We start from the raw sequence: 14,866 nt of genomic DNA on the forward strand, positions 1-14,866 counted from the left end.
TGCGCCTGCGGACGATGCCGGTTCCGCGGTTGTAACGTGGGGTCATGTCGACACCGGTGAGCTTGGACACGATCCGCTTGGCCCCGAAAGTCCTGCTGCACGACCACCTCGACGGCGGGCTGCGACCGCAGACCGTGATCGAGCTGGCGGCCGAGGTCGGGTACGCCGACCTGCCGCACGAGGACTCCGAATCGCTCGGGAAGTGGTTCCAGGAGTCCGCGGATTCCGGCTCGCTGGAGCGGTACCTGGAGACGTTCTCGCACACCGTGGCGGTCATGCAGACCGCGGAGGCGTTGCACCGGGTGGCCGCCGAATGCGTGGAAGACCTTGCGGCCGATGGGGTGGTCTACGCGGAGATTCGCTACGCACCGGAGTTGTTCCAGGAACGCGGGCTCTCGTTGCCGGAGGTCGTGGAATCCGTGCAAGCGGGATTCCGCGAAGGGGAACGGCGTGCGGAATCGCAAGGAAAACTTGTCCGGATCGGTACCTTGCTGTGCGCGATGCGGCAGAACGCGCGCTCCGCGGAAATAGCCGAACTCGCGGTGCGCTACCGCGACACCGAGGTGGTCGGCTTCGACATCGCGGGACCGGAAGCCGGATTCCCGCCGACCCGCAACCTGGACGCCTTCGAATATTTGCGCCAGCAGAACGCGCACTTCACCATCCACGCCGGTGAGGCGTTCGGGCTCCCGTCGATCTGGGAGGCCATCCAGCACTGCGGCGCCGAACGGCTCGGCCACGGGGTGCGGATCGTGGACGACATCAAGATCGACGAGCACGGCGAGGCGCAGCTGGGCCGGCTGGCCTCCTACGTGCGGGACCGCCGGATCCCGCTGGAGATGTGCCCGTCGTCGAACCTGCAGACCGGTGCGGCGGGCTCGCTGGCCGACCACCCGATCGGCCTGCTGAGCAGGCTGCGGTTCCGGGTGACGGTGAACACCGACAACCGGTTGATGAGCCACTGCTCGATGTCCAGCGAGTTCGCCGGGCTGCACGAGACCTTCGGCTACAACTGGGCCGACATGCAGTGGTTCACGGTCAACGCGATGAAGTCGTCGTTCCTGGGCTTCGACGACCGGCTGGCGGTCATCAACGACGCGATCAAGCCGGGCTACGCCACGCTCATGGGCTGATCCGCCGCCGCGCACGGGCCATTCCCCGCGCCAGGCTGCAACGGAGTGAGCGGGCCGTTCGCCCCGCTGGACGGGTCGAGCGGTCCGCTCGCTCGGAACGGCGCGCGCCGCGCGGACTCCGCCGACACGCGCGGGCACCGCTGCGTCCGCACTGCTGGGGCGGAGCGAACGGACCGCTGGTATCCACCCGTCGCCGGGTTCAGTGCTTGCGCAGGCGCTGGTCCTCGAACTGGGCGACCAGTTCGCGCCAGGCGGCGACCTCCGCGTCGAACGGCGGGCTCGGCGGCAGCCGGTTCGGGCTCGGCCGCAGCACGAACGAGACCAGCCAGCCCAGCCGCTCGGACGGCTGCAGCGCCTCGTCCACGGTCTTGTCCCCGGCCCAGGCGGCCGCGTCCAGCAGCAGTTCCTCGGCCAGGTCCAGCTGGTTCGGCTCCACTTCGGACGGGCCTGCGGCGAGGTCGGCGTCCAGCCCGGTCAGCACGTAGGTGTTGTCCGGGTCGACCTCGACCTCCAGCTCACCCGCGTTGGCCCGCTGCGTGACCTGCGGCCAGGTCGCGACCTGCGCGAGGTCGTTGTCCGCCAGCGCCTCGCCTTCGGCCAGGTGCCGGGCGAGCGCGCGCGGCGAGGAGAACACGTCGATGCGCCCGTCGGAACCGAGGAACACCGGGTCGTCGTCGAGGTAGCAGCGCAGCGAGTAGAACTCGCCCGCGGAGGTCACGATCCGGATCGGGTCGATGCCGATCTCGTTCCAGAACGTGGGTTCGGCGTCCTCCACGGTGTCCACATCGGACTCTTCGCCGGTGGCGGGTTCCTCGTTGTCGTCGTCGCTGTCCAGCGCCTCGGCGAGTTCGGCCTCGGCGGTGGCGACCGCGTCAGCGGGCACCTCCGGAGTGGTCACCACCCCGTCCAGCGCGTCGAGCACCTCGTCCCAGCGCTCGGCGACCACCTTGCACACCTGCGCCCAGCGCTTCTGCCCGTCCTTGCCGGTGAACACCAGGGTGCCCTGGTCGAGCAGGTCGAAGCCCTCGGCGGCGTCGAGCACCTCGTGCACCGCGTCCAGCTCGCACACGTCGGCCAGCGAGCGGGCGATCTCGACGATGTCGTGCAGCTCGTTGATCGTCCAGGTGTCCGGGGTGTCCGCGACCAGCTCCGGCACGCCGACCAGGTCGAACTGGTGATCTTCGTCCGGGTTCAGCTCCACCGCCGAGAGGGCGGGCACCACGTGCCACGCCGGGTGGTCGTCGAGGTCGTGCTCGCGGGCGGTGCGCACGAACGCGGCGAGTCTCGAGGCGTCCGGGAACGCGTAGAGGGCCTCCTCGTAGCCGAGGAACGCCTCCCAGTCCTCACCGTCCTCGCGCCAGCGCGGAGCCCACAGGGTGACCAGGTCGCCCTGCGGCAGCCCCAGTTCGATGGGGACGATGTCCTGCGCCATCTTTCTACCTCCGGTGGCCGAACCAGACGTCGCCGAAGCCTACGGGGTGACCGACTCAGGCTTGCTCGCTGGTCGGGTTGCCCACGGTACCGATCCTGTCGAACCGCGCCGCAACCGATTTCCCCTCGCGAGAAGCACCTGGCAGCAGCGCCTCACGGTTGGCGGTACCGGCACCGCCGCGCCGCGTCGATCATGGAGCGAATGGATGTCACGGAGCTGTGGACGAGAATCGTGCTTTGGTTGGGTGAGCACGCACCGGTGACCGCAGCGGCCCTGCTCCCGCCCTACCCGCCGCCGGATTTCAGCGAGCTGGAACGGGAATTCGAGATCGGGTTGCCCGCGGACCTGCGGGAGTGGTGGTCCTGCTGCGGAGGCACCGACGGTGACGTCCTCGCCGACGTGCTGCCGCCGTTCTACACGCCGTACGGCGCGCAGCAGGCGTTGGAAGTGTGGAGCGCGCACCGCAAGACGTGGGCGGCGCAGTGGGAACGACCGGCCTGCGACTACTACGCGGGTTCGCCGGGGTCGAGCTACCACCCGGCGTGGATCCCCATCGCAGGCGACGGCTTCTCCGACGAGCTGGTCGTGGACCTGCGCCCCGGGCCGATGCGCGGGTGCGTGCTGGAGTGGGAGCAGGAGGCCGGTCAGGTGCAACGGCCGGAATGGCGCGACGTGGCGGCCATGCTCGGCGACGTGAACCGGGCGCTGACCGAAGGCGCACCGGCGGGTCACAGCCACCCCACCGTCACCGAGGACGGCAGGCTGGACTGGCAGATCCGCTGAACAGCCCGGTCACCACCCGTCGGGGAGGTGGAACCAGCCGAGTCCCGAGCCCGCCGAGCCGTGCTGCCGGACTCGGCACCGATGACCTGGTCAGGTGCCGATCGGATGCCAGACCGTTTTGAGCTCGGTGCAGGCGCGGAGGCGGTCGATGCCCGGCGGGGCCGTCCAGTCCGGCTCCGCGCCGTGCGGGGAGCGGACCGGCAGCACGCGCTTGATCGTGCCCGCCGCCGCGGCTTCGAGTTCGGCGCGCAGTTGCGGCGGTGCGCCGGTCGGGTCGAGCGCGTTCACGTCCGCGTGCGTGGCCAGCCACCGCGCCGGCTCGGCGGCGTGGCCGGTGAGCAGGTTGACCGCTCCGGGCGGTACGTCCGAGGTCGCGAGCACTTCGGACAGCGCGACCGCGGGCAGCGGCCGCTCGGCGGCGGCGACCACCACGCAGGTGTTGCCCGCGGCCAGCGCCGGAGCGAGCACGCTCACCAGGCCGAGCAGCGCGGACTCCTGCGGTGCGAGCACCGCAACCACACCGGTCGGTTCCGGAACGCTGAACGAGAAGTAGGGGCCTGCCACCGGATTCACGGACCCGAGCGCGGTGGCGATCTTGTCGGTCCAGCCCGCGAACCACACCACGCGGTCGATCGCGGTGTCCACGAGCGACGCCGCTGCGGCCGGGCCGACGCCTTCGGCGGCCGCGACCTCGGCGCGGAACTGGTCCCGCCTGCCCTCCATCACTTCGGCGATGCGGAACAGCACCTGGCCGCGGTTGTACGCGGTCGCGCCGGACCAGCCCGGGAAAGCCTTGCGCGCGGCGGAAACCGCGTCCCGCGCGTCCTTGCGGGACGCTTCGGCGACGTTGCCGAGGAACGCGCCCGAAGCGTCGTGCACCGGCCGCACGCGCCCCGATTCGGAACGGGGGAAGGCGCCGCCGATGTAGAGCTTGCAGGTCTTGGCGACGGCCAGCCGGGCGGGTGCGGCGGACCCGGTGCCGCTCGACGGTCCGGTGTTCTCCGCGTCCCCGGAGTTGCCCGTGAGGTCGGGATCCGCGCCGGATTCGGGGGTTCTCGCGGGAACCGCCGCTGCTTCGGCGTTCGCGCCGGCGTCGGAAGTCGCCGTCTCGGGAGTGGCCGTCTCGGAAGTCGCAGCGCCCGGAGTCGCCGCGTCCGAACTCGCCGCGTCAGAAGTCAAGGTAAGCCTCCAGTCCCGCGCGCCCGCCTTCCCGGCCGAAACCGGACTCCTGGTAACCGCCGAACGCCGCGGACGGATCGAAGCGGTTGAACGTGTTCGCCCACACCACCCCGGCCCGGATCCGCTGCGCCGCCCACTGCGCGCGCGAACCCTTCTCCGTCCAGATCCCCGCCGAGAGGCCGTACGGGGTGTTGTTCGCCTTGCTGATCGCTTCGTCCGGCGTGCGGAAGGTCAGCACCGACAGCACCGGCCCGAACACCTCCTCGCGCGCGATCCGCATCGACTGCTGCACGTCGGTGAACACCGTGGGGGCGAAGAAGAAACCCTTCTCCGGCAGCGGGCACCGGCTGGACCAGCGCTGCGCGCCCTCGGCTTCCCCGGCCGCGGCCAGCTCGGTGATCCGGTCGAGCTGCTCGGCGGAGTTGATCGCGCCCACGTCGGTGTTCTTGTCCATCGGGTCGCCCACCCGCAGCGTGCCGATCCGCGCGCGCAGCTTCGCCAGCAACGCCTCGGCGACCGATTCCTGCACCAGCAGCCGGGAACCGGCGCAGCAGACCTCGCCCTGGTTGAAGAACACGCCGTTGACCACGCCCTCGACGGCCTCGTCCAGCGGGGCGTCGTCGAACACGACGTTCGCGGCCTTGCCGCCGAGCTCCAAGGTGAGCCGTTTGCCGCTGCCGGCCAGCTCGCGCTGGATCTGCTTGCCCACGGCGGTGGATCCGGTGAACGCGACCTTGTCCACGCCCGGGTGCGCCACCAGACCGGCGCCGACATCACCGGCACCGGGCAGGATGTTGACCACGCCCGCGGGCAGGCCCGCCTGCAGGCAGATGTCGGCGAAGACCAGCGCGGTCAGCGGCGTCGTCTCGGCCGGTTTCAGCACGACGGTGTTGCCGCAGGCCAGTGCGGGCGCGACCTTCCAGGCCAGCATCAGCAGCGGGAAGTTCCACGGGATCACCCCCGCCGCGACGCCCAGCGGGCGCGGGTCCGGGCCGAATCCGGCGTAGCCGAGCTTGTCCGCCCAGCCGGCGTGGTGGAAGAAGTGCGCGGCGGCCGCGGGCACGTCGAAGTCCCGCGACTCCTTGATGGGTTTGCCGTTGTCCAGCGTTTCCAGCACGGCCAGTTCGCGGGCGCGTTCCTGCACCAGCCGGGCGATGCGGAACAGGTACTTCGCCCGTTCCGATCCGGGCATCGGAGCCCACACGTCCTCGTGCGCCCGCCGCGCAGCGCGCACCGCGGCGTCCACATCGGACGGTGCGGCGGTGCTGACTTCGGCGAGCGGTTCGCCGGTGGCCGGGTTGAGCGTCTTGAGCGGCTCCCCGCGGCCGTCGGTGAACTCCCCGTCCACGAACATCCGGTACCGCGCCTGCAGATTCGCCACCGCGGCCGACTCCGGCGCGGGCGAGTACTCCCAGAACGTCATGCGTCCACCGCCACGTGTCCGGCGGCCGAGTAGTGGCCGTCGCGTTGCGTCCGCCGCTGCATCAGCAGATCTCCCAGCAGGCTCGATGCCCCGAAGCGGAACAGCCGCGGAGTCAGCCACTCCGGCCCGGCCACCTCGTGCACCGCCACCAAGTACTTCATCGCGTCCTTCGTGTTCCGGATGCCGCCTGCGGGTTTCACCCCGCGCAGCTCGCCGGTGCGGTCCAGCCAGTCCCGCACGGTCCGCAGCATCAGCGTGGTCACCGGCAGCGTCGCGGCGGGAGAGACCTTGCCGGTGGAGGTCTTGATGAAGTCGCCGCCCGCCAGCAGCGCCAGCCAGGACGCGCGTCGCACGTTGTCGTAGGTGGCGAGCTCCCCGGTTTCCAGGATGACCTTGAGGTGCGCGTCGCCGCAGACCGCCTTCACCGCGCGGATCTCGTCGAAGACCTCGCCGTAGCGGCCGGACAGGAACGCGCCCCGGTCGATCACCATGTCCACTTCGGACGCTCCGGCGGCCACGGCCAGCTCGACCTCGGCGAGCTTCACCTGCCGCGACGAGCGGCCGGACGGGAAGGCGGTGGCGACCGAGGCCACGCCCACTCCGGAACGGCCCAGCGCTTCGACCGCCGTGGCGGCCATGTCGGGGTAGACGCACACGGCCGCGACGGGCGGGGTGTCCGGGTGCTCGGGATCCGGGCGGCGCGCCTTCGCCGCCAGCGCGCGGACCTTGCCCGGGGTGTCGGCGCCTTCCAGGGTCGTCAGGTCGACCATGCCGATGGCGGTGTCGATGGCCCAGCGCTTGGCGTCGGTCTTGATGCTGCGGGTGCCCAGCGCGGCGGCCCGCTGCTCCAAGCCCACTTGGTCGACTCCGGGCAGGCCGTGCAGGAACCGGCGGAGCGCTGCTTCGTCGCGGGTGGCGTCGGCGAGCTCCGGTTCGACCATGCGGGCAGTCTAGGTCAGCGAACGGCCGCGCTCGATGCGCCGGACCTGGCGAATTCCCGCACCGGTGCGTCGATCACGAGCCGGGCAGCGACTTGCCCGTCCCGTTCTAGCGTGCGGGGGAGCCGGTCAGCGGTCGTCGAGGATCGAGCAGGACCGGTCCCGGTGGGCGCCGGGCGGCAGGGACTTGAGCTCCTCGGCGGTGAACTCGCGGTCTTCGAGCCGGCACAGGTCGGCCGCGGCCCGCCAAGGGTCGAGCGGGATGCGGTGCGAGGCCTTGGTGCACGGCGTCCGCGGTGCGGCTCAACGCGCCCTGCACACCACCGATGCGCTGGTAGGCGTCGTGGGTCAGGAACCCGCCGAAGCGGTTCTGCCACAGCTGCCGGGGCCAACGCTTCCTCGGCATCGTCCGCCATTTCGCCTCCAGCCCTCGCGCGGCACAACCGCCGCTGACCGTTCGGGGCCGCTGACCGTTCGGGCAGCTCGGCGCGCGCTGCACACGCAAGGTAGCGAAACGATCAGCGCACGCGGGCCGGTTCGGCGTGATCCGTCGTGGTGGCCGCCGACCGGAGCTACACGAACGGGGGACGCGCGACCGCAATTTCACGGGTAGTCGGGAGAGGTGCGCCCATCTGCATCCGCGCAGCGGTTCCCGCGCGTCCGGGGCCGCGACTGACGGAGGTGAGAACCCATGAAGGCAGTGGTCTACCGAGAGCCCTTCGCGGTCACCGTCGACGAGGTCGACCGGCCCGCCATCCACCACCCCAACGACGTGATCGTCCGCGTCACCTCCACCGCGATCTGCGGTTCCGACCTGCACATGTACGAAGGACGTACCGCGGCGGAGCCGGGGATCGTGTTCGGGCACGAGAACCTCGGCATCATCGACGAGGTCGGTTCGGGCGTGGTGAGCCTCAACCGCGGCGACCGGGTGGTCATGCCGTTCAACGTCGCCTGCGGCTTCTGCAAGAACTGCATGGCCGGGGACACCGCGTTCTGCCTCAACGTGAACCCGGGGTTCGCCGGTGGTGCCTACGGCTACGTGTCGATGGGGCCGTACACCGGCGGGCAGGCCGAATTCCTGCGGGTGCCGTTCGCCGACTTCAACTGCCTGAAGCTGCCGCCGGACTCCAGCAAGGAGTCCGACTACGTGCTGCTGGCCGACATCTTCCCGACCGGCTACCACGGCTGCGAACTCGCCCAGGTCTCCCCGGGTGAGTCGTGCGTGGTCTACGGCGCCGGTCCGGTCGGGCTGATGGCGGCGTACTCCGCGCTGCTGCGCGGGGCCTCGCGGGTGTTCTGCGTCGACCGGGTGCCGGAACGGTTGGCCAAGGCCGAGGAGATCGGCGCCATCCCGATCGATTTCAGCGCGGGCGATCCGGTCGAGCAGATCAAGGACCAGACCGAGGGCGAAGGCACCGACAAGGGCGTCGACGCCGTCGGCTACCAGGCGCAGGTCGCGGACGCCTCCAAGGAGGAACCGGCCGTCGTGCTCAACTCGCTGATCCAGACCGTGCGCCCGACCGGGCGGCTCGGCGTGCCAGGGCTGTACGTGCCCGCCGACCCGGGCGGGCCCGACGAGCAGGCCAAGCAGGGCATGCTGCTGGTCGCCTTCGGCAAGCTGTTCGAGAAGGGCCAGGTCATCGGCACCGGTCAGTGCAACGTCAAGCGGTACAACCGGCAGTTGCGCGACATGATCACGGCCGGCCGCGCGGCACCGAGCTTCGTCGTCTCGCACGAGCTTTCGCTGTCCGACGCGCCCGACGCCTACCGGAAGTTCGACCAACGCGTGGAGGGCTACACCAAGGTCGTGCTGCACCCCTGACGGCGGCGGTGCACGGTCCGTCGACCTCGCGGACCGTGCACCGCGCGTGCCCGGGCCTGGAACAGCACGCCCTCGGCAGTCCGCGACCCCGACGTTGTCGTCGACGACCGCGTCGAACGGTTCTGCCCGCCGTGCTCGGCGCCGGACGACCGGTGACCCGGAGCCTGCCGACTGGTTTGATCAAGCCGATGCCGAAGCGAGGGAGCGAGCCGGCTGCACCCGGTTCGCTACGCCTCCGTCCCGTGGGCCGGGATGCTGACCTGGGTGATTAGTGTGGGCGGCCATGGACGTTCGGGTCGTGGACCATCCACTGGCGAAATCGAGGCTCTCGACGATGCGCGATGCGCGCACCGAGAACGCCGCTTTCCGCGCCGCGCTGCAAGAACTCACCCTCATGTTGATCTACGAGGCCACCCGCGACGCCGAAGTCGCCGAAGGGACCATCCACACCCCGGTCGCCCGCACCACCGCGTACCGGCTGGCGGACCCGCCGCTGCTGGTGCCGGTGCTGCGGGCCGGGCTGGGCATGGCCGACCAGGCGCACCGGCTCATCCCGGAAGCGCAGATGGGTTTCGTCGGGCTCGCCCGCGACGAGGAGACGCTGCTGCCGACGCCGTACCTGGAGTCGCTGCCGGCCGACCTCGCGCAGCACCCGGTGCTGGTGCTGGACCCGATGCTCGCCACCGGCGGGTCGATGCTGCACACCATCAACCTGCTGACCGGGCGCGGCGCCACCGACGTCACCGCGATCTGCACGCTCGCGGCTCCGGAAGGACTGCGGCGGCTGGAGGAATCCGGGCTGCCGGTTCGGGTGGTGACCGCCAGCGTCGATGAGCGGCTCAACGAGTCCGGCTACATCGTTCCCGGGCTCGGGGACGCGGGGGACCGCGAGTACGGCGCGGTGTGAACCGCGGGCCTTGCCGGAGCGCGAACACCTGGAAGTTTGCTTGGGCGGGGTGCTGGTGCCGCGCTACCATCCTGCGCATGGCCATGACGGTGCGGCTGACCGACGAGGAGAGCGACCGGCTGGCGGAGTTGGCCGCCGCCGAGGGGTGCTCCCAGCAGGAGGTCGTTCGCTCGGCGCTCGCCGAGCGCTGGGCCCAGCGGACTCGCAAGGAACAACAGCTCGGCGAGGTCGTGGCGCGGGTGCTGCCCCGCTACCGGGGTTTGCTGGACAAGCTCGGCCCCGCATGATCGATCATTGATCGGTGCTCGTTTACCTCGACGTCTCCGATCTGCTGCTGCTGGCCACCGCGGTCACCGATGGCGACATGCTGGTGCGCGACAGCGGCCTGCTGGATTCGGCCGCGTACCGGCCGCGGGCCGAGGTCCTCGGTGTGCCCGCCTACGAGACGTTGTGGCTGAAATCGGCCGCGCTGCTGGATTCGCTGGTGCGCACCCGGCCGTTGCACGCCGGGAACTGGCGGCTCGGCTGGGTCGCGGCGGTCGCCATGTGCGACGTCAACGGCTGGTGGATCGAAGCCGACGAAGACGCGGCGCTGGAGCTGGTCCGGGAGGTCGGGCGGGACCAGCGGGCCATCGCCGACATCGCGGATTTCCTGGAGCGTTGGGCGAAACCCAAGGGCTGAGCGGATGGCTGCAGCCGCTGCGAACTGCAGCGACGCCGACGCCCCCTGCGATGGAACGGGCCGGACCGATGATGTTCGCGCGGTGTTCGCACGGGCGATCTCGGCTGCTTCGTCCGATTCGTGGCAGGCTGGGAACGTGGCTCTACCAAGATCCGCGATCGGGACGGCGCTGCTCGGCGCCGCGGTCGCCGGGGCCTGTTGGCGCAGCATCCGCACGGTGCGCCAGGCGCGTTCGGTCGTGCCGCTGCGCGAAGCCCCGTCCAGCTCGGTCATCCCGGCCACCGTCACCGTGGTCGTCCCCGCCCGCAACGAAGCCGCGGTGCTCGACGACTGCCTGCGCGGCATCCGGACCCAGACCTACGGCGCCGCGGACGCGAACACGCTGCGCATCGTGGTCGTCGACGACGGTTCCACGGACGGCACCGGCGACATCGCCCGCGGGCACGCCGAAGCCGATCCGCGCGTGCGCGTGGTGCACGTCGACGGCCCGCCAGAGGGCTGGAGCGGCAAGGTGCACGCGATGCACGTCGGCGTCGAATCCGCTGAACCGCCGGGCGCGGGGGAGTGGCTGCTTTTCGTGGACGCGGACACGGTGCTCGGGCCGGAACTGCTGGCACGGCTGCTGGCGACGGCCGAAGCGGGCGATTCCGATCTCGTTTCCACACCCGGCGGACCGCCGGCAGGCCACTCGGCCACTTGGCCGCTGCTGATGCCGCCGGGGCTGCAGATGATCGGGGAGAACGCCGCGCCGGACGGCCGGGGGCGCAAGGCGTTCGCGATCGGGCACTGCATCCTGCTGCGGCGTTCGCACTACGAGAAGATCGGCGGCTGGGCTTCGCTGGCCTCGATGCGCAACGAGGACGTCGCGATCGCCACGTCGGTGCGCGATCACGGCGGCAGCACCGCCACCGTGGACGGCCTGGATCACCTCACGACCTCCGGGATGGACCCGTTCGCGCAGGGCTGGAGCTCGTTCCGGAAGAGCTTCGTGGCCGGGACCAAGGAGTCGGTGCCGGTGCTGCTCGGCGGCGGAGTCGGGCAGATCGCGCTGTCGCTGGCCGCACCCGCGGCGGTGGCGTGGGGATCGCGCGGGCGACCGGTGCTGCTCGCGGTCGGTGCGGCCGGCTGGGCGGCGCAGAGCATCGCGCACGCGCACACCGCGCGGTACATGCGGGCGAACCCGGAGCTGGCGCCGCTGGCGCCGTTCACCGGAGCGCTGTTCGGCGGCGTGCTGATCGATGGTGCGGTGCGGGTGCTGCGCGGAACGACGGCCTGGAAGGGCAGGCGCACTCAGTAAGGCGCGGTGTTTCGCGGGTGTGGCCCGTTCGCGGCGGAACGGGCCACCCGGCGGGCAGTGCGTAGGTCAGCTCTCGGCGAGCCGGGTTTCGTGCTTTCGCATGGCGATCGGTGCGCCTGCCAGGTCCTCTTCGTTGCACAGCAACTTGAGGTCGTAATACGGCGCACCTTGGCGTTCGTCGTAGTCCAGGTGGACGGCGATGACGTCCACCGGTTCACCCAGCCACGCTTGCGTTTCGCGCAGCCAATTGGCGGACCGTTCCAGCGCGGTCGGCAGATCGTCGTCGCGGAACTCGACCGGCCGGTAGGGCACGGCGTGCACCTCGTCCCGCGGATTCGCGGGCTGTGGGAGGTCCACGGAGACACCGGAGTCGTCGAGTTCGAGTTCGATCGTTTCCTCACTCACCGTGAAAGCGTAACGCTTGTGCGGTGACCTGGCCTAATGCCCTTTTTGACGAGTGCGTGCGGGCAGTGCGCACCGCGGCCGGTCACACGCCGGATCGAAACCGCGGTGCGGTGGAGAGGGGCGCCCCGAACTCGGCACGACAGTTGAGGGAAGGCGGGCCTGCGCCCAGGGCGCCCCGGTCACCGTCCGGGTGCGCGCCCCGGCGGCGATGATCACCTTACCGGGTGATCTCGGACCAAGATCAACAGGGGCTGTTTCCGGAGAATCGCGGGAAAAACTCGTCCGCGGGACGGTTGCCGCAGCAAGATCGACAGCCGGGCGACAGGGCGGTCGCAAGATCGACTTCGCCGCCCCTCGACGGACGTTCCAAGGCGCGAACTCCGGCCGCTACCGGGCTCGCACCGCCGCGGGCCGAAGGCGAGTGTGCCCCGTCCGGGCAGCCACCGGCGGCGCGTCATCCCATCAGGTTCGCGGCGACCGTGGCACCAAGCTCCCAGCACGCCGACAACGAGTCCGAGTCGGGTTGACCGGAGACGGTGACCGGCTCGGCGACCTGTTTCCACGACAGCCCCGTGGTGATCGAACCGATCGCGCGCAGCGCTCCCTCGGTGCCCTCGTTGCCGTGCACGTAGCAGCTGAACGGCCGGCCCGTCGTGGAATCGAGGCAGGGGTAGTAAACGGCGTCGAAGAAGTGCTTCAATGCGCCGCTCATGTAGCCCAGGTTCGCCGGAGTGCCCAGCAGGTAGCCGTCCGCCTCGAGCACGTCCGCGGCGGTGGCCGCCAGTGCAGCCTTGCGGATCACCTCCACACCTTCGATCTCGTCGGTCGTCGCACCGGCGACGGCCTGCTCGAACATCGCCTGCATCCCGGGCGAGGGCGTGTGGTGCACGATCAGCAGTCTTGCCATGGCCCGGAGTCTAGGTAGTCGTTCAAGGTCGGTGTGCACAACGTGCTGAGCACCGGGACTTCCGCCGCCCTGCAAGCCGGCGGCAGCCGGGTCCGGATGCGTCCGCAAGCGCGGTGCTGCGCGCCGGGCTCAGCTCGGCTCGGGTGGTCGGACCAGGTCGGTCACCGCCTGCTGAAGTTCGGCGAGGCGCTCGTCGGCGCGGCGCTTCGCCGCCACGAGTTCGGTTCCGGTCGCGGCCACCTGCTCGACCGCCTGGAAATAGCACTTCAGCTTCGGCTCCGTCCCGGACGGCCGGATCACCAGCCGCAGCCCGCCGGATCCCGTGATCAGCAACGCATCGGTGTCCGGCAGCAGATCGCGGGTGGTGACTTCCGCGCCCAGCAAGGTCGTGGGCGGGTGTTCCCGCAACCGCCGCATGAGCTGCGAAATCACGTCCAGATCGGTGACCCGGACCGATACCTGGCCGGTGCGGTGCACGCCGTGCTCGGTGGAGAGCTCGTCGAGCAGCGCGGGCAAGTCCCGGCCCGCCGCCTGCAAGGTCGCAGCCAGGTCGCAGCCCAGGACCGCCGCCGAGATGCCGTCCTTGTCCCGCACCCGATCCGGGTCGACGCAGTGCCCGAGCGCTTCCTCGTAGGCGTAGACCAGGCCGGTGCCGGATCCGTCGCCGGCGCGCACGAGCCACTTGAAACCGGTCAGCGTCTCGTCGAAGCGCACGCCGTGCCGGGCGGCGATCGAGCGCAGCATGGTCGCCGAAACGATCGTGGTCGCCACCAGCGGATCCGGGTGCTCGGCGCGGTCGAGCGAGGAAAGCACGTGCTCGCCGAGCAGCACTCCCGTCTCGTCGCCGCGCAGCATCCGCCACGAGCCGTCGGGATCGCGCACGCCGAGCGCGCAGCGGTCCGCGTCCGGATCGAGCGCTACGGCCAAGTCCGCGCCGCGCCGTTCGGCCAGCTCCAGCAACGCGTCCGTCGCCCCGGGTTCCTCCGGATTGGGAAAACCGACCGTGCGGAAATCCGGGTCCGGTTCCGCCTGCGAACCGACCCACTGCACATCGGTGAACCCGGCAGCGGTCAAAGCACGGTGCAGCGGCCGGGCACCGACGCCGTGCAACGCTGTCGCGACGATCCGCAGGTCACGCGCGCCCCCGCGCGGCAGCGAAGCCAGCGTTGCCAGGTATTCCTCCGACGCGCGCTCGTGCACCGACCAATTCCGGCGCCGTGGCACCGAATTCGCCGCCGGGGAACGCTGGATGCGCTGCTCGATCTCGGTGTCGGCAGGGCCGATGAGTTGCGTGCCGCCGCGCAGGTACAGCTTGTACCCGTTGTCCTGCGGCGGGTTGTGCGAAGCGGTGATCTGCACTCCTGCCACCGCGTCGAGCGCGCGGCTCGCGTGCGCCAGCACCGGTGTCGGCAGCGGTTCCGGCAGCACCCGCACGTCGAACCCGGCCGCGGCGAACGCCGCCGCGGTGTCCTCGGCGAACTTCCGCGAGCCGTGCCGCGCGTCGCGGCCGACCACGACGATCCCGCCGCCTTGCCCGCGTTCGCGCAGCCAATCGGCGACTCCGGCCGTGGTGCGCAGCACGACCGCGCGGTTCATCCCGTTCGGGCCCGCGCGGACCTCGGCGCGCAGCCCGGCGGTGCCGAAGGCGGGCATCCCGGACATGCGCTCGGCCAGTTCCGCCGCGCGGTCCGGGTCGGCCGCCGCCGACTCCAGCAGCTCGGCCAGCTCGGACTGCGACACCGGATCGACGTCCCCGTCGATCCACTCCTGCGCGGCTGCGGTGAGCCGGGAATCGAGGTTTGCGGTGACCACGTCGTCACTTCCTTCGGTAGCGGCCGTAGCGACGGACAAAGAATGCCCGACCGCCAGTTCGAACGAACAGCCGACATTCCCCGGCGTGTCGGCCGGCCCCATCACCAGCGCCGCCGAGGCAGGCACCAGGCCCGACCGGGGCT

General features: G+C 70.9%; 15 protein-coding genes. 7 read left to right on the top strand and 8 right to left on the bottom strand.

All coding sequences use genetic code 11. The annotated features are described in order from the left end of the window. Window positions 1-44 precede the first annotated feature (44 nt). Window positions 45-1,133, top strand: a complete 1,089-nt coding sequence (locus INP57_RS04030; RefSeq protein ID WP_200068595.1) for an adenosine deaminase — start codon at window positions 45-47, stop codon at window positions 1,131-1,133. A gap of 199 nt (window positions 1,134-1,332) precedes the next feature. Here the strand turns inward: INP57_RS04030 and INP57_RS04035 are convergent, their stop codons facing one another. Next, complete coding sequence (locus INP57_RS04035; RefSeq protein WP_200068596.1) at window positions 1,333-2,565, bottom strand: SatS C-terminal domain-containing protein; 1,233 nt, start codon at window positions 2,563-2,565, stop codon at window positions 1,333-1,335. A 201-nt stretch (window positions 2,566-2,766) separates the two neighbouring features. Between INP57_RS04035 and INP57_RS04040 the strand changes: the two genes are divergently transcribed. Beyond that, window positions 2,767-3,348 carry an SMI1/KNR4 family protein gene (locus INP57_RS04040; protein ID WP_200068597.1) on the top strand — a complete coding sequence of 194 codons (582 nt, stop codon included), beginning with the start codon at window positions 2,767-2,769 and terminating at the stop codon, window positions 3,346-3,348. Window positions 3,349-3,438: 90 nt separating this feature from the next. Here the strand turns inward: INP57_RS04040 and INP57_RS04045 are convergent, their stop codons facing one another. From INP57_RS04045 to INP57_RS30470, 4 genes are all read right to left on the bottom strand, one after another. Continuing rightward, complete coding sequence (locus tag INP57_RS04045; protein ID WP_200068730.1) at window positions 3,439-4,302, bottom strand: aldehyde dehydrogenase family protein; 864 nt, start codon at window positions 4,300-4,302, stop codon at window positions 3,439-3,441. 214 nt (window positions 4,303-4,516) lie between these two features. After that, window positions 4,517-5,950 (bottom strand): aldehyde dehydrogenase family protein, encoded by a 1,434-nt coding sequence (locus INP57_RS04050; RefSeq protein WP_200068598.1) that lies wholly within the window; start codon window positions 5,948-5,950, stop codon window positions 4,517-4,519. Next, complete coding sequence (gene deoC, locus INP57_RS04055; protein WP_200068599.1) at window positions 5,947-6,891, bottom strand: deoxyribose-phosphate aldolase; 945 nt, start codon at window positions 6,889-6,891, stop codon at window positions 5,947-5,949. The genes INP57_RS04050 and deoC overlap by 4 nt, the downstream gene beginning before the upstream one ends. Before the next feature lie 106 nt (window positions 6,892-6,997). Beyond that, entirely contained in the window at window positions 6,998-7,294 is a 297-nt protein-coding gene (locus INP57_RS30470) for an nSTAND1 domain-containing NTPase (protein WP_374220910.1), read from the bottom strand. 285 nt (window positions 7,295-7,579) lie between these two features. On the opposite strand from INP57_RS30470, the gene INP57_RS04060 reads away from it, so the two are divergent. The 5 genes from INP57_RS04060 to INP57_RS04080 all read left to right on the top strand — a co-directional run bounded on the left by INP57_RS04060 (window position 7,580) and on the right by INP57_RS04080 (window position 11,599). Then, a complete protein-coding gene (locus INP57_RS04060; RefSeq protein ID WP_200068600.1) occupies window positions 7,580-8,713 on the top strand; it encodes a glutathione-independent formaldehyde dehydrogenase in 1,134 nt (377 codons plus the stop codon). 283 nt (window positions 8,714-8,996) lie between these two features. Then, window positions 8,997-9,620 carry a uracil phosphoribosyltransferase gene (upp, locus tag INP57_RS04065; RefSeq protein WP_200068601.1) on the top strand — a complete coding sequence of 208 codons (624 nt, stop codon included), beginning with the start codon at window positions 8,997-8,999 and terminating at the stop codon, window positions 9,618-9,620. Window positions 9,621-9,697: 77 nt separating this feature from the next. After that, entirely contained in the window at window positions 9,698-9,907 is a 210-nt protein-coding gene (locus INP57_RS04070; protein ID WP_200068602.1) for a ribbon-helix-helix protein, CopG family, read from the top strand. A gap of 14 nt (window positions 9,908-9,921) precedes the next feature. After that, window positions 9,922-10,302 (top strand): type II toxin-antitoxin system death-on-curing family toxin, encoded by a 381-nt coding sequence (locus INP57_RS04075; RefSeq protein WP_200068603.1) that lies wholly within the window; start codon window positions 9,922-9,924, stop codon window positions 10,300-10,302. 136 nt (window positions 10,303-10,438) lie between these two features. Continuing rightward, complete coding sequence (locus INP57_RS04080) at window positions 10,439-11,599, top strand: glycosyltransferase family 2 protein (RefSeq protein ID WP_307849896.1); 1,161 nt, start codon at window positions 10,439-10,441, stop codon at window positions 11,597-11,599. 66 nt (window positions 11,600-11,665) lie between these two features. On the opposite strand, the gene INP57_RS04085 is transcribed toward INP57_RS04080, so the two are convergent. From INP57_RS04085 to INP57_RS04095, 3 genes are all read right to left on the bottom strand, one after another. After that, entirely contained in the window at window positions 11,666-12,004 is a 339-nt protein-coding gene (locus tag INP57_RS04085) for a hypothetical protein (RefSeq protein WP_200068605.1), read from the bottom strand. A 454-nt stretch (window positions 12,005-12,458) separates the two neighbouring features. Then, window positions 12,459-12,911, bottom strand: coding sequence for a flavodoxin family protein (locus INP57_RS04090; protein ID WP_200068606.1), 453 nt, complete (start codon window positions 12,909-12,911; stop codon window positions 12,459-12,461). A 129-nt stretch (window positions 12,912-13,040) separates the two neighbouring features. Beyond that, on the bottom strand, window positions 13,041-14,723 hold the full coding sequence (locus INP57_RS04095; RefSeq protein ID WP_307849897.1) for a phospho-sugar mutase: 1,683 nt from the start codon (window positions 14,721-14,723) through the stop codon (window positions 13,041-13,043). Window positions 14,724-14,866: the final 143 nt, after the last annotated feature.

The sequence above is a fragment of the Saccharopolyspora galaxeae genome (assembly GCF_016526145.1).
GTDB classification, from domain to species: domain Bacteria; phylum Actinomycetota; class Actinomycetes; order Mycobacteriales; family Pseudonocardiaceae; genus Saccharopolyspora_C; species Saccharopolyspora_C galaxeae.